Origin of the sequence: Janthinobacterium sp. 61 (assembly GCF_002846335.1) — a bacterium.
Lineage (GTDB): Bacteria > Pseudomonadota > Gammaproteobacteria > Burkholderiales > Burkholderiaceae_D > Janthinobacterium.
Genome location: NZ_PJMQ01000001.1, coordinates 3,712,418 through 3,734,384 on the forward strand (window position 1 = coordinate 3,712,418; position 21,967 = coordinate 3,734,384).

Annotated in this window: 22 protein-coding genes; 1 reads left to right on the forward strand and 21 read right to left on the reverse strand. The window is 62.5% G+C overall.

The window, feature by feature from the left end; genetic code table 11:
* Positions 1-15: 15 nt before the first annotated feature.
* The 20 genes from CLU92_RS16905 to paaA form a co-directional block, all read right to left on the reverse strand.
* Positions 16-423 carry a hypothetical protein gene (locus CLU92_RS16905; protein WP_101482837.1) on the reverse strand — a complete coding sequence of 136 codons (408 nt, stop codon included), beginning with the start codon at positions 421-423 and terminating at the stop codon, positions 16-18.
* A gap of 10 nt (positions 424-433) precedes the next feature.
* A complete protein-coding gene (locus CLU92_RS16910; RefSeq protein WP_101482838.1) occupies positions 434-1,696 on the reverse strand; it encodes a hypothetical protein in 1,263 nt (420 codons plus the stop codon).
* A 360-nt stretch (positions 1,697-2,056) separates the two neighbouring features.
* Positions 2,057-3,532, reverse strand: coding sequence for an indoleacetamide hydrolase (gene iaaH, locus CLU92_RS16915; protein WP_101482839.1), 1,476 nt, complete (start codon positions 3,530-3,532; stop codon positions 2,057-2,059).
* Between the two features lie 78 nt (positions 3,533-3,610).
* Positions 3,611-5,662, reverse strand: a complete 2,052-nt coding sequence (paaZ, locus tag CLU92_RS16920; RefSeq protein ID WP_101482840.1) for a phenylacetic acid degradation bifunctional protein PaaZ — start codon at positions 5,660-5,662, stop codon at positions 3,611-3,613.
* Positions 5,663-5,757: 95 nt separating this feature from the next.
* Complete coding sequence (paaY, locus tag CLU92_RS16925; RefSeq protein WP_101482841.1) at positions 5,758-6,372, reverse strand: phenylacetic acid degradation protein PaaY; 615 nt, start codon at positions 6,370-6,372, stop codon at positions 5,758-5,760.
* Positions 6,373-6,449: 77 nt separating this feature from the next.
* Positions 6,450-7,193 (reverse strand): ABC transporter ATP-binding protein, encoded by a 744-nt coding sequence (locus tag CLU92_RS16930; protein WP_101482842.1) that lies wholly within the window; start codon positions 7,191-7,193, stop codon positions 6,450-6,452.
* Positions 7,190-7,945, reverse strand: coding sequence for an ABC transporter ATP-binding protein (locus CLU92_RS16935; RefSeq protein ID WP_101482843.1), 756 nt, complete (start codon positions 7,943-7,945; stop codon positions 7,190-7,192). Before CLU92_RS16935 ends, CLU92_RS16930 begins: the two co-directional genes overlap by 4 nt.
* A 1-nt stretch (position 7,946) precedes the next feature.
* Complete coding sequence (locus CLU92_RS16940; protein WP_101482844.1) at positions 7,947-8,963, reverse strand: branched-chain amino acid ABC transporter permease; 1,017 nt, start codon at positions 8,961-8,963, stop codon at positions 7,947-7,949.
* A complete protein-coding gene (locus CLU92_RS16945) occupies positions 8,960-9,838 on the reverse strand; it encodes a branched-chain amino acid ABC transporter permease (protein ID WP_101482845.1) in 879 nt (292 codons plus the stop codon). The genes CLU92_RS16940 and CLU92_RS16945 overlap by 4 nt, the downstream gene beginning before the upstream one ends.
* A gap of 73 nt (positions 9,839-9,911) precedes the next feature.
* Positions 9,912-11,063 (reverse strand): ABC transporter substrate-binding protein, encoded by a 1,152-nt coding sequence (locus CLU92_RS16950; protein WP_101482846.1) that lies wholly within the window; start codon positions 11,061-11,063, stop codon positions 9,912-9,914.
* 83 nt (positions 11,064-11,146) lie between these two features.
* Positions 11,147-12,352, reverse strand: coding sequence for a 3-oxoadipyl-CoA thiolase (pcaF, locus tag CLU92_RS16955; RefSeq protein WP_101482847.1), 1,206 nt, complete (start codon positions 12,350-12,352; stop codon positions 11,147-11,149).
* 22 nt (positions 12,353-12,374) lie between these two features.
* Entirely contained in the window at positions 12,375-13,703 is a 1,329-nt protein-coding gene (gene paaK, locus CLU92_RS16960) for a phenylacetate--CoA ligase PaaK (RefSeq protein WP_101484734.1), read from the reverse strand.
* Between the two features lie 80 nt (positions 13,704-13,783).
* Positions 13,784-14,230, reverse strand: coding sequence for a hydroxyphenylacetyl-CoA thioesterase PaaI (gene paaI, locus CLU92_RS16965; RefSeq protein ID WP_101482848.1), 447 nt, complete (start codon positions 14,228-14,230; stop codon positions 13,784-13,786).
* Entirely contained in the window at positions 14,220-15,788 is a 1,569-nt protein-coding gene (gene paaH, locus CLU92_RS16970) for a 3-hydroxyacyl-CoA dehydrogenase PaaH (protein ID WP_101482849.1), read from the reverse strand. The genes paaI and paaH overlap by 11 nt, the downstream gene beginning before the upstream one ends.
* Position 15,789: 1 nt before the next feature.
* Positions 15,790-16,581, reverse strand: coding sequence for a 2-(1,2-epoxy-1,2-dihydrophenyl)acetyl-CoA isomerase PaaG (gene paaG / locus CLU92_RS16975; RefSeq protein WP_101482850.1), 792 nt, complete (start codon positions 16,579-16,581; stop codon positions 15,790-15,792).
* A 51-nt stretch (positions 16,582-16,632) separates the two neighbouring features.
* Complete coding sequence (gene paaE / locus CLU92_RS16980; RefSeq protein ID WP_101482851.1) at positions 16,633-17,712, reverse strand: 1,2-phenylacetyl-CoA epoxidase subunit PaaE; 1,080 nt, start codon at positions 17,710-17,712, stop codon at positions 16,633-16,635.
* Positions 17,713-17,752: 40 nt separating this feature from the next.
* Entirely contained in the window at positions 17,753-18,280 is a 528-nt protein-coding gene (paaD, locus tag CLU92_RS16985) for a 1,2-phenylacetyl-CoA epoxidase subunit PaaD (protein WP_101482852.1), read from the reverse strand.
* A complete protein-coding gene (gene paaC, locus CLU92_RS16990) occupies positions 18,280-19,032 on the reverse strand; it encodes a 1,2-phenylacetyl-CoA epoxidase subunit PaaC (RefSeq protein WP_101482853.1) in 753 nt (250 codons plus the stop codon). The genes paaD and paaC overlap by 1 nt, the downstream gene beginning before the upstream one ends.
* 14 nt (positions 19,033-19,046) lie before the next feature.
* The gene (paaB, locus tag CLU92_RS16995; RefSeq protein ID WP_034746356.1) at positions 19,047-19,331 is read right to left on the reverse strand and encodes a 1,2-phenylacetyl-CoA epoxidase subunit PaaB; all 285 of its coding nucleotides are present in this window, start codon (positions 19,329-19,331) and stop codon (positions 19,047-19,049) included.
* Between the two features lie 28 nt (positions 19,332-19,359).
* Positions 19,360-20,349, reverse strand: coding sequence for a 1,2-phenylacetyl-CoA epoxidase subunit PaaA (gene paaA / locus CLU92_RS17000; RefSeq protein WP_101482854.1), 990 nt, complete (start codon positions 20,347-20,349; stop codon positions 19,360-19,362).
* A gap of 266 nt (positions 20,350-20,615) precedes the next feature.
* On the opposite strand from paaA, the gene paaX reads away from it, so the two are divergent.
* Entirely contained in the window at positions 20,616-21,545 is a 930-nt protein-coding gene (paaX, locus tag CLU92_RS17005; protein WP_101482855.1) for a phenylacetic acid degradation operon negative regulatory protein PaaX, read from the forward strand.
* A gap of 115 nt (positions 21,546-21,660) precedes the next feature.
* On the opposite strand, the gene CLU92_RS17010 is transcribed toward paaX, so the two are convergent.
* Positions 21,661-21,912 carry a hypothetical protein gene (locus tag CLU92_RS17010; protein ID WP_101482856.1) on the reverse strand — a complete coding sequence of 84 codons (252 nt, stop codon included), beginning with the start codon at positions 21,910-21,912 and terminating at the stop codon, positions 21,661-21,663.
* Positions 21,913-21,967: the final 55 nt, after the last annotated feature.

Below are 21,967 nucleotides of genomic sequence, written 5' to 3' on the forward strand. Positions count from 1 at the left end.
CGGCCCGAGCGGGCTTTATGGCGCCGTCAGCACAACTTTCACGGTGCCGTCGACGGCACTCTTTTCGATATAGCCGATAGCTTTCGGATCGGCCGCCACGGCCTTCTTCACGTCAGCGCTATTGGCCACTTCCTTTGGCAAAGTCGCCTTGCCCGTGAACACCAGCTTGGACCAAAGGGCCTTCGCCTGCGACGGCTCCTTGTCCGTCACCTTCTTGTAGAACTCGGCGCGCACAGGGGCGCTTTCCGGCTGATCGATCGGCGTCATGGCTGTCGATTTTCCGAGAAAGAATTGTGCCACCTGTTCATTCGTCATCGCACCGGCAGCACTCTTCGAATTGACCACAACGACTACTTCAGCCATGGCAGGAACGGCAACCGACAGCGCCAGCAAGGCAGCCACATTCACAATAAATGGTTTCATGCGGCGCTCCTTAAAAAACGAAATCGATGGCGGCGGCAGCCACCGTGACTGGGCCATGGAAGCCAGGCTTGGCTTGCACGAAGAGACCTGGGCCATTCTTCGGCTTGATGCGGTCGATCTGCACTTTCAGCGCAGCCGAACGGTGGAAGTCCCAGCGCACACCGATGCTGTCCGTCGATTGCTCCAGCTGATTGCGCATAGTGGCCAGCGCGTCGACGCCTGCCGACAGGGCGCGCAAGGTCGGCGTGCAGGCGGCAGGATAACCGGCAGGGCAGGCGGCCGGCACGGTGTTGCTCACGCGGCCATCGGCCTTCAGGCTGGCGTGGCTGTAATACGGAAGGAAGGCACCGATGCGGTAGCCTCCCATCACGTACCACGAGGTGCTGTCGCTGACATAGCTGTCCGTCTTGCGCTTCGCATATTCGGACTGCACCAGGACATTGTTCCAGTCCAGGCCCAGGCCCACGGAGGTAAATGACGCCTTCTTGTCCTTGACTTCCAGCGCATCGGCCAGGGCGCCCAACTGGGAGATCCGATAACCACGACCGGCCGCGCGCAAGCTGCCCATCAAGGTATTCAGGCTGGGCGAATCGTTGATCGTCAGCTTGGTCTCGGCACGGCCGAAACGCACAGTAACGGGGCCATGTTCGGCCACTACGTTGAGGGCGACGATGGACTTGCCTTCCACCTGCACGGTCGAATCGGGCCCTGTCGCCAGGGTCGCCTTGGTGCGGCCCTGCGCCAACTGCGTAGTGATGCTGGTGTCGCCCGCGCTGAACTGGTAGGTGCCGTCGATGCCGTCGATGCTGTTCAGGGGCACCTGCGAATACATTTCGCCCGGTGGGCGCAGCATGGTGTTGGTATAGCCCACGTTACGGTAATCGGAAATCATGAAGACGGGCAGACCCATGCGGCCAACGCGCACACTGAAGCTGTCCGACACCTTGGCCTTGGCGAAGGCCCACGCCAGTTCAGCGCCGAAATCATCCTCGCCATCCTTGCGCGCCAGTCCCTGCACGGTGGCCGAGAGCCAAGGATTGACGGTGACATTGGCCTGCAGACCCAGGTTGGAATCGACGCCCGTACGGGCAGTGCGGCCCGCGCCGGCAGCCTGGTTCGGACGCGCAAACTGCGCCTTGTCCGTATCGGCCATGGTCAGCGCGGCCGTGCCGTAACCGCTGATCTTGACGGTGGGACCACTGGCCTCGTCGGCGTAGGCGTGGCTGATGGCCAGGGGCATGGCCAACAGGAAAATCAGGACGTGTTTATTCATAGTAATCAAATACCCGTAGCGGTGAACATTAATCGTGGAGTGGACTCGAGGTCGACGGCTCACCGGCCGTAAAAGGCCGGGTCCGTTTTTTCGCGCCGCCATCGCCTAGGGCGTGCATGGCAGCGTGACCAGTGAGTAAAACCATGCTACAGAGAAAAGGTTTTACGTTGGAAAGTTTTCTTGAGGCAATGAGCGAATTCGCCCGTTTTCATGAAAAAAGCACGCCTTCTAGAGGGGTTTATCTAAATAGCACGCCGTGCAAAACCACACTTTCGCCAGACTTTTCATACACTTATGGATAGTTCAGCCGGTACAAAGTCTTGGCGCCCTGCCAAGCGTGCCAGTGTGCTTCTCAGGCCGTCAAGCGCACGCCGGCGGCGCCGGCAAGGGGCCGAACAGCGCCTCCAATGACAGGCCGATGGCCAGCAAACGGCTGTCGCTGGCCAGCGGTCCGTCGACCTCCATCCCCACCGGTAAACCTGCAGCCGTCAAACCCGCAGGCAGGGACAAACCGGGAAGGCCCGCGTTGCTGGCCGGGTCCGTATTGCGGATCAGGGTGGTAAACGCGTCGCCAGGCGCACCGTCCGCCACCGCGATGACCGACGAACCCTGCACGCCATCAATGGCCACGGCGCACACGGGCGTCGTCGGAAAAAAAATGGCATCCAGGCGGTGGCGCGCAAAATGGTCGCGGTACAGCGCCTGCAAACGGGGCCGCTGCACCTGCACGGCATCGGGATACGCGGCACCAAACGCGTCGCCCAGGATGGCGCCAAACGCGTGCCGCACATCGGGGCTGGCCACTTGCGCGGCGATATCGTCCAGCGTGATTTGCGCGCCGCTGGCGGCCAGGTAGGCGGGAATCGCCTGGCGCGGCTCATGCAGCGCCAGCGGGAACGACACCTTGCCGTTCACCGCCATCACGTCTTCCATGCCGATATCGACCAGCACCACGCCCGCCTGCGCCAGCGTCTCCCTGGCTTGCGCCATCACGGCCGCCACGTCGGCGTCCAGCGGCTGCCAGAAAGCGGCCGGCACGCCGAAACGCAAACCGGCCAGCGGCTCCGGCGATGGCACGGGAAGGCCGGACAGCACGCTGTCGAGCAGAGCCACGTCGGCCACCGTACGCGCCATCGGGCCCACCGTGTCGCGCGTGTGGCTGATGGGGACCGTGCCGCTGGAATCGTAGCGGCGCTGTATGCCGCCATCGCCCACGGACGGGCGCAAGCCAACGATGCCGCACAAGGCGGCCGGCACCCGCGTGGAGCCGCCCGTATCCGTGCCCAGGCCTGCCGGCGCGATGCGCGCGGCGATCGCCGCCGCCGTGCCGCCGGAAGAGCCACCGGGGATGCGCGCGCTGTCATACGGGTTTTTCACGTGGCCGGCGAAACTGGAAAAATTCGTGCTGGTGGCGCCAAACGCCAGTTCATGCATGTTCGCCTTGCCCAGGATAATGGCGCCCGCGTCCAGCAGGCGCTGCACGCTGGGCGCGTTCACGGCCGGATGCCAGTCGCGCAAGGCCGGCGTGCCGGCGGTCGTCGGCATGCCGCGCGCGTCGATATTGTCTTTTACAACGATGGGCAAGCCGGCCAGCGGCGGCAAGGCGTGGCCCGCCGCGCGCGCCGCATCGACCTGCGCGGCGGCTTCCAGCGCGGACGCCGCATTGAGCGTGATCAGGCTGTTCAAGCCGGCTTGCGCGCGGGCCTGCGCCAGCAGGGTATGCATGTAGTCGACGGCGCCCAGGCTGCCATTGGCGATGGCGGCAACGGCATCGCTGGCGCTCAGGGCCAATTGCGCCTGCACGGCGATGGAAGGTTGATCGTCTGCCTTGCTCATGATGTATCTCCAAAAAAAATGCGCCGCCCTAGCGTACATCGCAGGCGGCGCCGGTCAAACCTGTCCTGCCAACGTGGCTTACTCGCGCTTGGAGACCAGGGTCAGGATGTCGTAGCTGGCCACCAGTTCCTCATTCTGGTTGGTCACCTGCACGTCCCAAGCGACCACGCCCTGGCCCACGCCAAACACGTCCTTGCGGTTACGGTCGACTTTGCGCTTGCAGGTCAGGCGGGCGCGGATGGTGTCGCCGATGGCGACGGGCGCGACAAAACGCAAATTATCCAGGCCATAATTGGCCAGCACGGGGCCGACGCCAGGCGAGACGAACAGACCGGCGGCGGCCGACAGCACGAAGTAGCCGTGGGCGATGCGCTTGCCGAACTGCGATTCCTTTGCAGCGATTTCGTCGAAGTGCATGTAGAAGAAATCGCCCGAGATGCCGCCGAAGGCGACGATGTCCGCTTCGCTGACGGTGCGGCGGTGCGTGAGCAGCGAGTCGCCCGTCTTCAGGTCCTCGAAGTGCTTGCGGAACGGGTGGATCGGGCTTTCGTTGACATCCGCGCCGCGCACGTATTCACCGGTGATCGCCGCCAGCATGGTCGGCGAGCCTTGCACCGCCGCCCGTTGCAGGTAATGGCGCACGGCGCGCACGCCGCCCAGTTCCTCGCCGCCGCCCGCGCGGCCTGGGCCGCCGTGCTTCAGTTGCGGCAAGGGCGAGCCATGGCCCGTCGAATCGACGGAGGCCACGCGCTCGAGCACATGCACGCGGCCATGCGTGGCCGCCACGTGCGGCACCACGCGCGCAGCGATCTTCGGATCGCGCGTCACCAGGGTACTCACCAGGCTGCCCTTGCCGCGCGCGGCCAGGGCCAGCGCCTCGTCGATATCCTTGTAGCCCATCATGGTGCTGACGGGGCCGAACGCTTCCACGTCATGCACGGCATCGTTGCCGAAAGCGTCGCGGCACAGCAGCAGGGTCGGCGAGAAGAAGCTGCCATCCTGTGCCCCATCACCCAGGGGACTGAAGCCGTCGGCCGCGCCGAACACCACTTCGTTCCCTTGCGACAGCGTGGCGACCCGTTCCGCCACGTCGTTCTGCTGCTCTTTCGATGCCAGCGCGCCCATGCGCACGCCTTCGATGGACGGGTCGCCCACCACCACCTTGGCCAGGCGCTCGCGCAGGCGCGTGCCGACGGCGTCCATCAGGTGCTCGGGCACGATGATGCGGCGAATCGCCGTGCACTTCTGGCCCGACTTGCCCGTCATTTCGCGTACGACTTCCTTGACGAACAGGTCGAATTCCACGTCGTCGGGCGTGACGTCTGGCGCCAGGATGGCGCAGTTGAGCGAATCGGCTTCGCCGTTGAAGGGCACGGACTGGGCGATCAGGTTCGGATTCGTGCGCAGCTTGGCGGCAGTGGCGGCCGATCCCGTGAACGTGACGAAGTCCTGTCCATTCAGGCGGTCCAGCAAGTCGCCCGTGGAGCCGATCACCAGTTGCAGGCTGCCGGCCGGCAGCAAGCCAGATTCATGCATCATGCGCACGACAGCTTGCGTCAGATAGCTCGTCGCCGTGGCCGGCTTGGCGATGCAGGGCATGGCGGCGAGAAAACTCGGCGCAAATTTTTCCAGCAGACCCCAGATGGGGAAGTTGAAGGCGTTGATGTGCACGGCCAGGCCGCCGCGCGGCACCAGGATGTGCGTGCCGGCGAAACCGCCCTTCTTGCCCAGCGCGATGGCCGGGCCTTCATGCAGCACGTTCGACGACGGCAGCTCGTTGCTGCCCATGCTGGCGTAGGCGAACAGCGTGCCCGTGCCGCCTTCGATATCGACCCAGCTATCTGCGCGCGTGGCGCCCGACAGGTGCGAGATCGCATACAGCTCTTCCTTGCGCTCGACCAGGTACAGGGCCAGCGCCTTCAGGCGCGCGGCGCGCTGCTGGAAGTCCAGCGCCATCAGGCCCGGCACGCCCGTCTTGCGGGCATACGTGACGGCTTCGTCGAAGTCGATCTTCTCGGCATGCGTGTGATAGATGACGCGGTTGTTCAAGGCGCTGTGCAGGGGCACGGCGGCGCTTTCGCCCAGCCAGCGGCCGGCGATCAGGCTTTGCAGGGTGGATATTTGAGCCATGTGGTTTCTCCGTAAAACGAGGGTGTTGGTGACGTTGGTGTGGTGTCGGATTACGCTGGGCGCTGCCCCGCTAATCCGACCTACGCCCATATTGTTTATTGCGCTGCGGCGTTCTTGTGCAAGTGCAGCGGCAATGCGGATTCGAAATTGAGACGCTGGCGGTTCGCCTCGACTTCCGTCAGGGCTTCCACTTCGCGCATCGTCTGCATCGAGCGTACGGCCAGTTCGTGGTACTGGCCCGTGCCCGAACTCTTCCATTTGATTTCATCGTCGGTGAGCGACCGTATCACCTTGGCTGGCGTGCCGACCACCATGCTGCGCGGCGCAACGATCATGCCCGCCTTGACGAAACTCATGGCGGCGACGATGGATTCCTCGCCAATGATGGCGTTATCCATCACCACGGCGTTCATGCCGACCAGCGCGTTGCGGCCGATGCGGCAGCCGTGCAGCACGGCGCCGTGACCGATATGTCCGTCGACTTCGACTACCGTGTCGCAGCCGGGGAAGCCGTGCATGACGCAGGTGTCCTGCAGATTCGCGCCCTCTTCCAGGATCAGGCGGCCGAAGTCGCCGCGGATCGAGGCCAGCGGGCCGATGTAGCAGCGCGGCCCGACGATCACGTCGCCAATCAGTACAGCCGACGGGTGCACATAGGCGCTGGGGTGGACGACGGGGGTGACGCCGTTGATTTCGTAGACTTTGACCATGTTGCTCTCCAAAACATTATTGCCGGCCGTAGCGGCTGATGTCGGATTACGCGCAAGCGCTAATCCGACCTACGTCTTCACATACCCAAGTAGGCGCTTTGTACCTGCTCGTTAAGCAGTAACTCGGGACCGGGACCGGACAGCGTGATGGCGCCCGTCTCGATCACATAGCCCACGTCGGCGATCGACAGGGCGGCGTGCGCGTTCTGCTCGACGAGGAAGATGGTGATGCCCTGGTCGCGCAGTTCGGCCACGATGCGGAAGATTTCCGCGATCAGCAAGGGTGCCAGGCCCATGCTCGGTTCGTCGAGCAACAGCAGTTGTGGACGGCCCATCAGTGCGCGCGCCATGGCCAGCATCTGCTGCTGCCCGCCCGATAAGGTCCCGGCCAGCAGCAGCCGCTTTTCCTTCAAAATCGGGAACAGGCCATACATGCGCTCCATGTCACCCGCCACGTCCTGTGCGGGGCGTGTAAAAGCGCCCAGGCGCAGATTGTCTTCCACCGTCATGGGGCCGAACACTTGCCGCCCTTCCGGCACTTGGCAAATGCCGGCGCGCACGCGCCTGTCGGCGCTCATGCGGCTGACGTCCTGACCGGCGAAGGCGATGCTGCCGGCGCTGATCGGCTGCACGCCGGAAATCGCCCGCAGCAGGGTCGTCTTGCCGGCGCCATTCGCGCCCACCAGCGCCACCAGTTGCCCTTGGCGCACCTGCAGGTCGATGCCGTGCAGGGCCTGAATGCGGCCATAGTGGCTGGTCAAGCCCTTGATATCGAGCACCAGCGGCGTCTGATGTTTTTCCTGATTTTTTTCGTACTTCATGCAGCCACTCCCAGATACGCCGCCACCACATCGGGATTGGCGCGCACTTCGGCGGCGGTCCCTTCGGCCAGCTTCTTGCCATAGTCGAGCACCAGGATATGGTCCGACAGGTTCATCACCAGTTTCATGTCATGCTCGACCAGCACCACCGTCACGCCCGATTGCGCCACCTTGCGTATCAAGGCTTCGATCTCGCCCGTCTCCGTATGGTTCAGGCCAGCGGCCGGTTCATCGAGCAGCAGCACCTTCGGCTTGGCCGCCAGTGCGCGGGCGATTTCCAGGCGCTTTAATGCGCCATACGACATCTGACCCGCCTCGTCGTCAATATGCCGGCCCACGCCGACAAACTCCATCAGGCCCGCCGCCTCGTCGCGGCATACCGCATCGGCACGGCGTACGGACGGCAAACGCAGCATGGAAGCGAACAGGTTCTGGTTCAAGCGCAGGTGCGCGCCCACCATCACATTGGCTATGGCCGTCATGTTCATGCACACCTGCAGATTCTGGAAGGTGCGGCTCATGCCGCGCCGCGCCAGCGCATCGGGCGGCATGGCAGCCACGTTCTCGCCATTCAGCAAAATCTCGCCCTTGGTCGGCGTGTACACGCCCGTAATCAAATTGAACAAGGTCGTCTTGCCGGCGCCATTCGGCCCGATCACGGAGTGGATATTGCCTTCCTTGACGGTGAAGCTCACGTCCTGCACCGCGTGCACGCCGCCAAAGCTCTTGCTCAGACTATTAATCGTCAGCATTTCACACCTCCTGTGCCGATGGTTTTGCCGTGCCTTCGTCGGCTTTGGGTGCCTGCGGCACCCCTGCCCGCTTGCGCGAACGGCTGGCCAGGCTGGGTACGAGACCTTTCGGCATGAAAATCATGGTCGCCATCAGGATCACGCCGAACACCACCGTTTCCCAGCCTTCAAAACTGGATAGCAGTTGCGGCAGGATCGTCAGCAGGGCCGCACCGATGATGGAACCGAAGATCGATGCCATGCCGCCCACCACCACCATCGTCACCAGCTCGATCGAGTGGAAGAAGCCGGCCAGGTTGGGGGTGATAAAACCGATGTAGTGGGCGCTGATGCTGCCTGCAATACTGGCAATGACTGCCGACAGCACGAACACGCGCACCTTGAAGCGGGTCGTGTCGACACCGACCACGCGTGCCGCCACTTCCGAGCCGTGAATCGCCTGCAGCGCGCGCCCGACGGGCGAATCGATCAGGTTCAGTGCCAGCCACGTGACCAGCAACAGCAGCACGGCGCACACCAGGTACCACGATTTTTCACCGGCGATTTCCAGGCCGGCGACACTGAAGGCGGAGACGCCGATGCCGTCCGGGCCGCCCGTCCACTGCGTTTCGTTGTTGATGACGATGGAAATGATGATGCCCAGGCCCAGGGTCGCCATGGCCAGGGTATGGCCCTTGAGCTTCAGGACGGGACGCGCCAGCAGCAGGGCCAGCAGACCCGTGGCGACGGCACCCGCCGCCAGGGCAGCTAACGGGGGCCAGCTGTAGTGCGTGGTCAGCACGGCCGACGCGTACGCACCCAGGCCATAGAAACCCGCGTGGCCCAGGCTGATCTGGCCTGTGTAGCCCATCAGGAGATTCAGGCCGATGACGACGATGGCGTTGAGCGCAATGCGGATCGCCACGTCATAGTAGAACGCGTTGGTGAGGAACAGCGGCAAGATGGCCAGCACCAGAGCCAGCACCAGCAAGCCACCGTGACGCGAGCGGGTAAAGAATGTTGGCAACCGCGTCTTCATACACGCTCCGAATTTTTAGCACCAAACAAGCCTTGCGGCAGGAAGAACAGAATCAACAGGATCAGCACGAAAGGCACGGCGTCCTTGTAGGCCGAGGAGATGTAGCCGGCCGTCATGGCTTCAGCGATGCCGAGAATGAGGCCACCGGCAATTGCACCCACGCCACCGCCAAGGCCACCAAGTACGGCGGCGACAAAACCTTTCAGACCCAGCATGATGCCCGCGTCATACGAGGTGTAGGTGATCGGTGCGACCAGAATACCGCCAGCCGCGCCCAGCAAGGCTGACAAGCCGAACGAAAACAGCAGTACCTTGCGCGTGTTGATGCCCACCAGTTGCGCGGCCAGCTTGTTGTGCGATGTGGCCAGCATGGCCTTGCCCATCAGCGTGCGGCCAAAGAACCAGCCCAGCACCAGCACGATGACGACGGTGACACCCAGCACCCACAGGCTTTGCGGCAGCAGGCTGGCGCCCAGGAATTCGATCGGCGCGTCGCCGGAAAAGGCTGGCAATGTATGCGTATCCTTGCCCAGCCAGATTTGCACCAGGCCACGCAGCACCAGCGAGGCGCCGATGGTAATGATCAGCAGGGTGATGACCTGCGCATTTTGCGCCGGTTCGATCACGGCTTTTTCCATCAACAGGCCAACCAGGCCCGTGGCGATGACGGCCAGGATGATGGCCAGCGGCAGCGGCACGCCAGCGGCGGACATCACGGCGGCCAGCATCCCGCCCAGCATGATGAATTCGCCTTGCGCGAAGTTGATCACGCCGCTGGTGTTGTAGATGATGGTGAAGCCCAGCGCCGCCAGCGCGTAGGCGGAACCGACCGTCATCCCGGAATACAGAAATTGTAAAAATTGAGCGACTTCCATGGTGTCTCCATTATGTTCGGCTATGCGCGGGCCGCCTTCGAGGACGGCCTCGCGCAGGTACTTCCGGCTTACATTATTTCGACAATTGCCATTCGCCGTTCTTCACTTCCACCATGCGGAACGCCGACAGGTCCAGGCCCATGTGGTCTTTGGCCGACATGTTGAAGACACCGGTGGTGCCCACAAAACCCTTGGTCTGTTCCAGCGCCGTGCGCACTTTTTCGCGGTCCGTTCCCCCTGCGCGCTTGATGGCATCCACCGACAGGTTCAGGGCATCGAGCGCATAGCCGCCAAAGGTCGACGGATCGATCTTGTAGCGCTCTTTATACGTCTTGTCGTAGCCAACCACGATGGCCTTTTGCGCGTCGCTGTCCGGCAGCATGGCGCCGATCAGCAGGGCCGGCGTTGGCAGACGCACGCCTTCGGCAGCCTTGCCCGACAGTTTCAGATACTCGTCCGATGCCACGCCGTGCGACTGATACAGCGGCAGTGCGGCCATGCCCAGCTGGCCATAGTTCTTGGTCACGACCGCAGGGCCCTGGCCCAGTCCAAAGACGAATACGGCTTGCACGCCAGCCGTGTTCTTGATGCGCGTGAGCTGCGCCGTGATGTCCGTATCTTTCGGTCCATAGGTTTCATCGGCCACCAGCGTGATGCCATATTTCGAGGCGACGATCTGCGATTCCTTGCGGCCCGAGGCGCCGAAGCCGCTCGTTTCCGACAGCAGGCCTACCTTGCTGATGCCGCGCTTTTTCATGTCTTCGAACACCTTCTCGGCAGCCATGCGGTCCGTATGCGGCGTCTTGAACACCCATTTCTTGACCGGATCGATAATGACTACAGCGCCCGCCAGCGAGATGAACGGCATGCTGGCGCGCTCCACCAGTGGCGCCATCGCCATCGTCGCACCCGTGGTGGTGCCACCAATCAGCACATCGACCTTGTCCGACTCGATCAGGCGCTTGGTAAAACCGTTGGCCTTGGCCGCGTCGCTGCCATCATCGTAGTGCACCAGTTCCAGCTTGCGTCCCAGCACACCGCCTGCCGCATTGATCTTCTCGATATACAGCTGCAGGGTTTTCAGCTCCGGATCGCCCAGAAAGGCGGCAGGTCCCGTGACGGACAGCACGGAACCGATCTTGATGTTATCGGCCGCATACGCGCCCGCAGCGGACATCGCCAGCACACCGGCGATCAGGGTTTTCTTGAAAATATTGGCAATCATTGTGGTCTCCACCAGGTTGGCACTACGGTCAATGTATTGTTGGCGCTTTTTTACAAGCCTGCGCCTTTTTTGTTTTTACTTTGTTATACGCGTTCAATTACTACAGCAATACCCTGCCCCACGCCGATGCACATGGTGCACAACGCATAGCGCCCGCCCGTGCGTTCCAGCTGGTTCAGGGCCGCCATCACCAGGCGCGCGCCCGATGCGCCCAGCGGATGGCCGATGGCAATCGCGCCGCCATTCGGGTTCACGTGGGCCGCGTCGTCAGCCAGGCCCAGGTCGCGCGTGACGGCCAGTGCCTGGGCCGCAAACGCCTCATTGAGCTCGATGACATCCATCTGCTCGATGGTCAATCCTGTCTGCGCCAGCACCTTGCGCGAGGCTGGCGAGGGTCCAAAGCCCATGATGCGCGGCGCCAGACCGGCCGTGGCCATGCCCAGCACTTTTGCGCGCGGCGTCAATTTGTATTTATCCACGGCGGCGGCGGACGCCAGCAGGATGGCGCAGGCGCCGTCGTTCAGGCCCGAGGCATTGCCGGCCGTGACCGTGCCATCCGGCTTGACCACGCCCTTGAGCTTTGCCAGCATGTCCAGCGAAGTATCGGGACGCGGATGTTCATCCATCGTCACCATCTTCGGCTCGCCTTTTTTCTGCGGCACGGCAACAGGCACGATTTCGCGCTCGAAGACGCCAGCCGCGTTAGCGGCGGCCCAGCGCTGCTGGCTGCGCAAGGCCAGCGCATCCTGGTCGGTGCGGCTGATGCCAAATTCCACGGCCACGTTTTCCGCCGTTTCCGGCATGGTATCGATGCCGTACTGCGCCTTCATCTTGCCGTTGACGAAGCGCCAGCCCAGGGTCGTGTCTTCAATTTTCGCAGCGCGCGAGAATGCGCTGTCAGCCTTGCCCATCACGAAAGGCGCGCGCGTCATGCTTTCCACGCCGCCGGCGATGATCAGTTCCGCCTCGCCCGCCTTGATGGAGCGAGCGGCCATGCCGACGGCGTCCAGGCTGGAGCCGCACAGGCGATTGATGGTATTGGCGGGTACGGAGGCAGGCAAGCCAGCCAGCAGCGCGGCCATGCGGCCGACGTTGCGGTTGTCCTCGCCCGCCTGGTTGGCGCAGCCATAGAACACATCGTCGATGGCGGACCAGTCGACGGACGGGTTGCGGGCGATCAGCGCGGCGATCGGCAGCGCGCCCAGGTCATCCGCGCGCACGCCGGCCAGGGCACCGCCATAGCGGCCAAAGGGGGTGCGTACGGCGTCACAGATAAAAGCGTCGTTCATGTGTGTTTCCTTGTTCTGGCTATCAGGAGAAAATCTTCGGGCGCTGGTCGACCACGCGGCGGGCCTTGCCCGTCAGGGTGCGTTCGATGCCGGCGGCGGCCACAAGGCGCACGCGCGTGCTCACGCCCACATGCGTCTTGATGCGGTGTTCCAGCTCGCGCGCCAGACCTTCGGTCTCGCTGGCCGAGATGGTGGCAGTGAGATCGATACGCAGCTCGGCGATCACTTCAAGCTTGTCGAGGTGGCCGTCGCGCGTGACCACCAGCTGGTATTGCGGCGCCAGCTTCGGCATCTTCAAAATCAGCTCTTCGATCTGCGTGGGAAAGACGTTCACGCCGCGGATAATCAGCATGTCATCCGAGCGGCCCGTGATCTTGCCAATGCGGCGCATCGAGCGTGAGGTGGGCGGCAGCAAGCGGGTAAGGTCGCGGGTGCGGTAGCGGATAACGGGCAGCGCCTCCTTCGACAGCGAGGTGAAGACCAGTTCGCCCTCTTCGCCATCCGGCAGCACTTCGCCCGTTTCCGGATCGATGATCTCGGGATAAAAATGGTCTTCCCAGATGACGGGACCGTCCTTGCTTTCGATGCATTCGGAAGCCACGCCAGGCCCCATTACTTCGGACAGGCCATAGATGTCGACGGCGTCGATGCCGGCGCGCGCTTCGATTTCCGAACGCATGGCGTCGGTCCACGGCTCGGCACCGAAGATGCCCACCTTCAGTGACGATTCAGCCGGATCGAGACCCTGGCGCGTGAATTCCTCGATGATGTTGAGCATGTACGACGGCGTGACCATGATAATCGATGGCTTGAAATCCTGGATCAGTTGTACCTGCTTTTCCGTCTGGCCACCCGACATCGGGATGACGGTGCAGCCCAGGCGCTCGGCCCCATAGTGCGCACCCAGGCCGCCCGTGAACAGGCCGTAGCCGTAGGAGATATGCACCATGTCGCCCGCGCGGCCACCGCCGGCGCGGATCGAGCGCGCCACCACGTTGGCCCAGGTATCGATGTCGTTCTGCGTGTAGCCAACCACCGTTGCCTTGCCCGTGGTGCCGCTCGACGCGTGGATGCGCACAACTTGCTCGCGCGGCACGGCGAACAGGCCAAACGGGTAATTGTCACGCAAGACTTTTTTATCGGTGAACGGGAATTTCGACAAGTCGGACAGCGACTTCAGGTCGTCCGGATGCACGCCAGCTTCGTCAAAAGCGGCACGGTAATGGGGCACGTTGTCATACGCGTGCTTGAGCGTCCATTTCATGCGTTCAAGCTGCAGCGCCTGCAATTCATCCTTGCTGGCGCGCTCGATCGGCTCGAGGTCATTTGGGGAAGGCGTACGTTGGACCATCATTGTCTCCTAATTGGTTCTTTAACTTTTCAAATCAGCTGCGGCAGTTCGAAGCTGCTCTTGTAACCTCACTTGTCACCTCAGCCGCTAATGACTTCACCCGCCACACGGATCGACTTGCCGCGAAAGAGCGCGATGGCGCGCCCTTCCTGGTTGCTGACCTTGACGTCGTAGACGCCGCTCTTGCCGGCCAGCGCCTGTTCGACCGCGTGCGCCGTCAGCACGTCGCCCTCGCGGCCTGGCGCCAGGTAATCGATGGTGCAGCCGGCGCCCACGGTATTCATGTTGTAGCTGTTGCAGGCAAACGCGAAGGCGCTGTCGGCCAGGGCGAAGATGAAACCGCCGTGGCAGGTCTGGTGTCCGTTGAGCATGTCGGCGCGCACCGTCATCGTCATGCGCGCATGGCCGGGGCCCACCTCGGCCAGGGCGATGCCCATGGCAGCGGTGGCGTTGTCGCGCGACAGCATGGAAGCGGCCGCCGCTTCGGCCAATGCCTGTGCAGTCATGTTGTGATCTTCATTCGGCATGAAACGTCGCTCCAGTGGCAAGTTTGCGGCGCAGCAGCGGCGAAACACGGTAGCGGTCTTCGCCATAGCCATGCGCCAGGTGGTGCAGCACGGTCACGATGTGTTGTATGCCCACCGCATCGGCCCAGGCCAGCGGTCCGCGCGGATAGTTGACGCCCTTCTGCATGGCGATATCGGCGGCAGCCACCGTGCACACGCCCTGGTTGACAGCATCGGCTGCCTCGTTGGCCAGCATGGCGACCGTGCGCATGACAGCCAGGCCAGGCACGTCGTCCAGGCGCGTGACGATGAAACCGGCCGCCTGGAACAGGCCGACGACGGCCGCATAGGCGGCATCGCTGCACTGGTCGGCACGCGCCACGGCGATGCGTTTTGCCCCGGCGTAATCGAGCGCCAGGTCGAACAGCACCGTGTCCGGATGCTGGTTATCGTGCGCGCGCTGGGTGGCGCTGCGCCCATCGGTCAGATAAATCGCGGCGCCATGGCAATGCAGGGCGGGCGCCTCGTCGTGTGTCTGGCCTTCCTGCATCACGCGGCGGCTCACGGTGATGCCCGCCTGCTCCAGGCGCTGCACCAGGCTGCGAATGACGCCGCTGTGGCCACGGCCATCGCCGCCGATGGCCGCCGACAGGGCAACAAATTCCGGCTTCGGCTGCGCGCTTTCCGCCTGCGCCACGGGGGCCGGCGCGCCTTCGTGATACTGGTAAAAGCCACGGCCCGATTTGCGACCCAGGAAACCGGCGTTGACCATTTCCTGCTGCAGCACGGACGGCGTGAAGCGCGGGTCGTTGAAATAGGCGCCGAACACGGATTGGGTAACGGAAAAATTGACGTCGTGGCCGATCAAGTCCATCAACTCGAATGGGCCCATGCGGAAACCGCCCGCTTCGCGCAGAACCGCGTCGATGGTGGCGGGATCGCCTGCCTGCTCGCTCAGCAAACGCCAGCCTTCTGCGTAAAACGGACGGGCGACACGGTTGACGATGAAGCCGGGCGTCGATTTCGCATGCACGGGATTCTTGCCCCAGGCAATCGACGTGTCATACACGGTGGCGGCGACTTGCTCGCTGGTAGCCAGGCCACTGATCACTTCCACCAGCGCCATCAAGGGAACCGGGTTGAAGAAGTGCATGCCGACCAGGCGTTCCGGGCGGCGCAGCTTGGCGGCGATGGCCGTCACGGAAATCGACGAGGTGTTCGTCGCCAGGATGCAGTCGTCGCTGACCACGGCTTCCAGTTCGGCGAACAGGCCGCGCTTGACGTCGAGGTTTTCCACGATGGCTTCCACTACCAGCGCGGCATCTGCAACGTCGGCCAGGCTGCCGGCCGCCTGCAGGCGCGCCGTGGCGGCGGCCGCTTCGTCCACCGTCATGCGGCCCTTTTCCGCCAGCTTTGCGTACATCTTGCCAATATCGAGCAATGCCTTGCTCACAGCTTCCGCGCGCGTGTCGTACAGTTTTACCCGGTAACCGGCAGCCGCCGCCACCTGTGCGATACCGGCGCCCATGGCGCCGCTGCCGATGACGGCGACGATACTGTTGTTTGCCAATGCGGTCATATCAGTGTCCCTTGAATTGCGGTGCGCGCTTTTCCATGAAGGCTGCCACGCCTTCGCGGTAATCGTCGCTGTTACCGAGTTCGCTCATCATGCGCGCTTCCAGCGCCAGCTGCTGCGGCAGGGTATTGGCGCCGCTGGCGGCCAGCGCCTGCTTGGTGAACGCCAAGCCCTTGGTCGGCGCCGTGGAAAAGTGCACGGCCAGCTTGCGCGTTTCCTCCAGCAGTTGGGCATCCTCGACGCATTTCCAGATCAGGCCCCAGTCTTCCGCTTTTTCCGCCGTCAGTTTTTCACCGAGCATGGCCAGGCCGATGGCGCGCGCGGAACCGATCAAGCGTGGCAGGAAGAAAGTGCCGCCCGTATCGGGAATCAGGCCCAGCTTGCAGAACACTTCCACGAAACTGGCCGACTTGCCAGCGATGACGATGTCGCAGGCCAGCGCCAGGTTGGCGCCCGCGCCGGCGGCGACGCCATTGACGGCGCAAATCACGGGCATCGGCAGTGCTTTCAAGGCCAGCACCAGCGGCGCATAGTTCTTTTCCACCGACTCGCCCAGGTCCACGCCCTTCGAACCTGGTTCGACGGCGCGGTCGGACAAATCCTGGCCTGCGCAAAATCCGCGCCCCGCGCCCGTCAGCACGAAGACACGCACGGAGCCGTCGGCGTTTACTTTCGCAATCGCATCGCGTACTTCCTCGTGCATGGCCTGGGTAAAGCTGTTGAGCTTGTCGGGACGATTCAGGGTCAGCGTGGCGATGCCCTGCTCGATGGTGAAGAGGATATTCTGGTAGCTCATGGCGTCTCGTTTTTTTAATGGGTACGGCGGGGCGCGTGCCCTGCGCCGGCTTTACTCTGCCTGGTCGAAGTCGACCACGACCTTGTCGGTGAGCGGGAAACTCTGACAGCTGAGGACGAAGCCGCGCGCTACTTCATAGTCTTCCAGCGCGTAGTTGACGTCCATTTCGACCTTGCCATCGAGGATCTTGCAGCGGCAGGTCGAGCATACGCCGCCCTTGCACGAGTAGCGCATGTCGATGCCATGGCGCAGGCCCGCATCGAGGATCGATTCCTTGTCCTTGTCCATCGTGAAGGAGGTGTGGTTGCCATCCATGATGACGGTCACTTCCGTTTCCTGCACGGCGCCCGCGTCGAGCTGGGCGCGCGGCTTGTGGGCGTTTTTCGGGATGCTGGCGGCGAACAGTTCAATCTTGATGTTCTGCTTCGGCATGCCGGCCGCCTGCAGGGCGGCGGAGACGCCCAGCATCATGTCTTCCGGGCCGCAGATGAAGGCGTTGTCGTAATCTTCGACCTTGATCCAGTGCTGCAGGAATTGTTCGCATTTTTCCTGCGTGATGCGGCCATTGAACAATTCGATGTCCTGCTGCTCGCGGCTCATCACGTACACCAGGTTCAAACGCTCCAGGTACACATCCTTCAAATCCGTCAATTCTTCCTTGAAGATGACGGACGACGAAGCGCGGTTGCCGTAGAACAGGGTGAAGCGGCTCAATGGTTCCGTCAGCAGGGTCGTCTTGATGATGGAGAGAATGGGCGTGATGCCGCTGCCGGCTGCGAACGCCAGGTAGTGCTTGCGGTTGACGCAGTCGAGCGGCACGTTGAAGTGCCCCATGGGCGGCATCACCTCGATGGTGGCGCCAGCCTTCAAGGTGTCGTTCGCCCAGGTGGAAAAAGCGCCGCCCGGCGTGCGCTTGATGGCCACACGCAGAGTGCCATCCTGCACCGCAGAACAGATGGAATACGAGCGGCGCACGTCTTCCGCATTGATATTGGCGCGCAGGGTCAGGTGCTGACCCTGCTGGAAGCGGAACTGCTGCTGCAGGTCGGCTGGCACGTCGAAAGTGACGGCGATGGTGTCGCGCGTTTCATTGCGCACGTTCGCCACGGACAGCGGATAAAATTTACTCATGCTTCATCTCCAGTTTCTTCGGAACGTGTGCCTGTTTTTTTTAGTGGCACTTGAAGTAGTCAAACGGTTCGCGGCAAGCCAGGCATTTGTACAGGGCCTTGCAGGGCGTGGAGCCGAACTGGCTGGTCAGCTGCGTGTGCGCGGAACCGCAATTCGGGCAGATCACCTCCAGCGTCGGCATGGGCTGGCGCTTGACACCCCCCTTCAAGCCGCTGATGTCGATCACCTGCTGCTGCGGCGGGGCGATGCCATAGCCTTTCAGCTTGGCCTTGCCCGCCTCGCTCATCCAGTCCGTGGTCCAGGCGGGCGCCAGCTGGTTCACCAGTGTCACCTTGGCCACGCCATGGCTGCGCAAGGCATCCGTGACGGCATCGGCGATTACCTGCATGGCCGGGCAGCCCGAATAGGTGGGCGTGATCGTCACGATGCACTCGTCGCTGCTGACCACGTCGACGGCGCGTACGATGCCCAGGTCCACCACCGAAATGACGGGAATTTCCGGGTCCGGCACGTCGCCCAGCCAGGCCCAGACCTGGGCGGCTTCCAGCGCTGCCGCGGGCGCGTTCATTACCACTCCGCCCCGGGATAGGCGCGCTGCAGGAATTGCATCTCGGCCAGGATGAATCCCAGGTATTCCGTGTGCGTGCCCTGCTTGCCGCCCTTTTGCATCCAGGCGTCGGGCGCCGGCATGGTCAAGGTGGCTTCGTCGAAAATCTCGGCCACGTGTTCGAGGAAGGCCTGGCGCAACACGTCCGATGGCGGTGCGATGCCGTTGGCAAGCATGGCCTGGTCGACGGCGTCGTACTTGAACATCTCGCCCGTGTACATCCACAGTTTGTCGGCCGCCGCCTGCGTCTTGGCATGGCTGTCCGCCGTACCGTCGCCGAGACGCACGATCAGGTCACCGCTGCGGCGCAGGTGATAGGTCACTTCCTTGATCGACTTCTGCGCCACTTCGACGATGCGTGGATCACTGCATTTCGCCAGTTCCAGCAGCTGGAAGTAGTGCCAGGTATCGAAGAAGAACTGGCGCATCATGGTGTCGGCGTAATTGCCGTTCGGCTGCTCCAGCAGCAAACAATTCTTGAAGTCGTGGGCATCGCGCAAAAAGGCGATGTCATCTTCGTCGCGACCCGCGTTTTCCAGTTCGGCCGCATAGCTGAACCACAAACGCGTCTGGCCCAGGAGGTCGAGCGCCACATTGGTCAGCGCCATGTCCTCTTCCAGCGCGGGACCCTTGCCGCACAGCTGCGACAACTGCTGGCTGAGAATCAGGGCATTGTCGCCCAGGCGCAAGAGGTAATTGACTTTGTCATCCATTGCAAGCGCTCCCATCACAGGTTCTTGACTTCTTCCGGCATCGGGAAGAAGGTGGGATGGCGGTACACCTTGCTGTTCGACGGCTCGAACAGGGCACCCTTGTCGCCGGGGCTGCTGGCCACGATGTCGGCCGCGCGCACCACCCAGATGCTTACGCCTTCATTGCGGCGCGTGTAGACGTCGCGCGCATGGTTGACCGCCATGGTGGCGTCGGAGGCGTGCAGGCTGCCCACATGCTTGTGCGCCAGGCCGTGCTGGCTGCGGATGAAAACTTCCCACAATGGCCATTCTTTGCTCATGTTGCTCTCCCCTATCTGTCTTATGTATTTACGCTGCCGCTTTGACTGCGGCTTGTTTGTCTGCATACGCGAGCAAGGCATCGCGGAACCATGCACCGTCTTCATACGCCTTGACCCGCGTTTGCAGGCGCTCGCGGTTGCACGGGCCATTGCCCTTCAGGACATTGTTGAACTCGGACCAGTCGATTTCGCCAAATTCATAGTGGCCCGTCTCCGCATTGAACTTCAGGTCGGGATCGGGCACGGTCAAGCCCAGGTACTCGATTTGCGGCACGGTCTGGTCGACCATGCGCTGGCGCAATTCATCATTCGAGAACAGCTTGATGCGCCATTGCGCCGATTGGGCGCTGTTGACGGAGGCGGCGTCGGACGGACCGAACATCATCAAGGACGGCCACCACCAGCGGTTCAGCGCATCCTGTGCCATGGCTTTCTGTTCTGGCGTGCCCTTGCACAGTGACATCATGATGTCGTAGCCCTGGCGGGCATGGAATGATTCTTCCTTGCAGACGCGGATCATGGCACGGGCATACGGGCCATACGAGCAGCGGCAGAGGGGAATCTGGTTGATGATGGCAGAGCCGTCGACCAGCCAGCCGATGGCGCCCATGTCGGCCCACGACAGGGTGGGATAGTTAAAGATGCTGGAATACTTGGCTTTGCCCGAGTGCAAGGCAGCAAGCAGATCGTCGCGCGACACGCCCAGGGTTTCGGCAGCGCTGTACAGGTACAGGCCGTGACCCGCTTCATCCTGAATCTTCGCCAGCAGGATGGACTTGCGTTTCAAGGTCGGTGCGCGCGTGACCCAGTTACCTTCGGGCAATTGACCGACGATTTCCGAATGCGCATGCTGCGAAATCTGGCGGATCAGGGTCTTGCGGTAAGCGTCCGGCATCCAGTCCTTGGCTTCGATCTTGATGCCTTCGTCGATACGCGCCTGAAAAGCGCGCTCTTCCGCCCCCATGTCATCGATGGAACGGACGTTCTTGAGGCCGGTTTCAACCATTTGTGCGTACATGATCTGTCTCCCATGTCTTGATTTTGCGCAGCAATGCGGTGCGATGAACAGATAATACGATACAAAAAACGATTTGCATACACTTGATGTGAGTCATTTTAAAAATTCGTATCTTGTGCGGCTTTTTTGTGCGTATGATATTGCTGATGAGAAAACACTGCGAAGTGCCACCAGCGCTTCCTGCAAATTATTGACGCGCTACCCGCACAGCCAAGTAAACTGCTGCTTTTATTGAATCGACCGCAACACGGCCAGACCGGAACCACATGAAGAACACCCGCTGCACGGCATGGATAGCCGATTTCCTGGAAAGCGACCCACCGCGCTCGAAGTCCCTGGTGATGACCATTTTTGGCGACGCCATCGTGCCGCGCGGCGGCGCCATCTGGCTGGGCAGTCTGATCGACCTGCTGGCACCATTTGGCGTAAATGACCGCCTGCTGCGCACCAGCGTGTTCCGCCTTGCGCAGGAGGGCTGGCTCAGCTCGCAGCGCGACGGCCGCCGTAGCGCCTATACGATACGCCCGGAGGCGCTGGTCCGCTTTGAGCGCGCTTATCGCCGCATCTATGCGCCACTGGTCGTGCACTGGGATGGCAGCTGGACCCTGGTGATCGGGCCGGCCGGAAGCATCGGCGCCGCCGAGCGGGGGGCGCTGCGCAAGGAATTATTGTGGGCTGGCTATGGATTGATCTCTCCCGGCATCTTTGGCCATCCGGCCAGCAACTCGGAGGCGCTGGAAGACATCCTCGTGCGCAACGACGTACAAGGCAAGCTGTATGTCTGCCACACTACGGAGTTGCCGGATGTCAGCACACGGCCCCTGCGCGACATGGTGGGAGAATGCTGGGACTTGTCGGAAGTGATGGCCGGCTACGAAAAATTCATCGCCAGCTTCCAGCCGCTGCTGACCCTGCTACAAGAAGAGCCCGTGTTCGATGCCGAGCAAGCCTTCGTCATCCGCTCGCTGTTGACGCACGCCTACCGCCGCGTGCAGTTACACGATCCGCAACTGCCCGTTGAACTGCTGCCCGAACCGTGGCCCGGCACGCAAGCCTATGCGCTGGCGCGCGACCTGTACCGCCTCACCTATGCGGCGGCCGAAGACCATATCCTGGCCACATTACGGCGCGAGGATGAGCACGCGCCAGACGTGGAGCCCTGGTTCTACGAACGTTTCGGCGGCCTGAACACCTGACAAAACGTCCATGGCGGCGTTGCAGGGCCTGGGCGTACGTTCGTACTGCCTGCGGCCCCGCGCCTTGCCCTGAACATTTTTCAGGCGTTCAGCAAGCGTCGTTATCAAACTTTCATTACTTGGCGACGACCTGCTTGGCCCCCGCCAACAAATCCTGCCCCAGCTTTTCCAGCGCATTGGCCTGCACCAGCATGGTGTCGAGAATGGCGGCATTGAAGGTGAATTCGGCCGGTGTCGTATAGCCGGGAAAACGCAGGATGCGCAGCAATTCCTGCAAGGTCGTTCCCTTGCCCAGGTGCGCCAGGGCGTCGCTGAGGGCGCTGACTTTCTTTTCCAGTTCGCGTAAATGTTTGCCGTTGTCATCCATGATGCTCTCCCCGTGTTGGAGCTTCCACCTTAGCCAAGTACATCCGTCATCGTTT

Bases quoted from the DNA above. Each gene is read 5' to 3' on its own strand.
- CLU92_RS16905 (WP_101482837.1), bottom strand. From the start codon at position 423: ATGAAACCATTTATTGTGAATGTGGCTGCCTTGCTGGCGCTGTCGGTT.
- CLU92_RS16910 (WP_101482838.1), bottom strand. From the start codon at position 1,696: ATGAATAAACACGTCCTGATTTTCCTGTTGGCCATGCCCCTGGCCATC.
- iaaH (WP_101482839.1), bottom strand. From the start codon at position 3,532: ATGAGCAAGGCAGACGATCAACCTTCCATCGCCGTGCAGGCGCAATTG.
- paaZ (WP_101482840.1), bottom strand. From the start codon at position 5,662: ATGGCTCAAATATCCACCCTGCAAAGCCTGATCGCCGGCCGCTGGCTG.
- paaY (WP_101482841.1), bottom strand. From the start codon at position 6,372: ATGGTCAAAGTCTACGAAATCAACGGCGTCACCCCCGTCGTCCACCCC.
- CLU92_RS16930 (WP_101482842.1), bottom strand. From the start codon at position 7,193: ATGAAGTACGAAAAAAATCAGGAAAAACATCAGACGCCGCTGGTGCTC.
- CLU92_RS16935 (WP_101482843.1), bottom strand. From the start codon at position 7,945: ATGCTGACGATTAATAGTCTGAGCAAGAGCTTTGGCGGCGTGCACGCG.
- CLU92_RS16940 (WP_101482844.1), bottom strand. From the start codon at position 8,963: ATGAAGACGCGGTTGCCAACATTCTTTACCCGCTCGCGTCACGGTGGC.
- CLU92_RS16945 (WP_101482845.1), bottom strand. From the start codon at position 9,838: ATGGAAGTCGCTCAATTTTTACAATTTCTGTATTCCGGGATGACGGTC.
- CLU92_RS16950 (WP_101482846.1), bottom strand. From the start codon at position 11,063: ATGATTGCCAATATTTTCAAGAAAACCCTGATCGCCGGTGTGCTGGCG.
- pcaF (WP_101482847.1), bottom strand. From the start codon at position 12,352: ATGAACGACGCTTTTATCTGTGACGCCGTACGCACCCCCTTTGGCCGC.
- paaK (WP_101484734.1), bottom strand. From the start codon at position 13,703: ATGGTCCAACGTACGCCTTCCCCAAATGACCTCGAGCCGATCGAGCGC.
- paaI (WP_101482848.1), bottom strand. From the start codon at position 14,230: ATGCCGAATGAAGATCACAACATGACTGCACAGGCATTGGCCGAAGCG.
- paaH (WP_101482849.1), bottom strand. From the start codon at position 15,788: ATGACCGCATTGGCAAACAACAGTATCGTCGCCGTCATCGGCAGCGGC.
- paaG (WP_101482850.1), bottom strand. From the start codon at position 16,581: ATGAGCTACCAGAATATCCTCTTCACCATCGAGCAGGGCATCGCCACG.
- paaE (WP_101482851.1), bottom strand. From the start codon at position 17,712: ATGAGTAAATTTTATCCGCTGTCCGTGGCGAACGTGCGCAATGAAACG.
- paaD (WP_101482852.1), bottom strand. From the start codon at position 18,280: ATGAACGCGCCCGCGGCAGCGCTGGAAGCCGCCCAGGTCTGGGCCTGG.
- paaC (WP_101482853.1), bottom strand. From the start codon at position 19,032: ATGGATGACAAAGTCAATTACCTCTTGCGCCTGGGCGACAATGCCCTG.
- paaB (WP_034746356.1), bottom strand. From the start codon at position 19,331: ATGAGCAAAGAATGGCCATTGTGGGAAGTTTTCATCCGCAGCCAGCAC.
- paaA (WP_101482854.1), bottom strand. From the start codon at position 20,349: ATGTACGCACAAATGGTTGAAACCGGCCTCAAGAACGTCCGTTCCATC.
- paaX (WP_101482855.1), top strand. From the start codon at position 20,616: ATGAAGAACACCCGCTGCACGGCATGGATAGCCGATTTCCTGGAAAGC.
- CLU92_RS17010 (WP_101482856.1), bottom strand. From the start codon at position 21,912: ATGGATGACAACGGCAAACATTTACGCGAACTGGAAAAGAAAGTCAGC.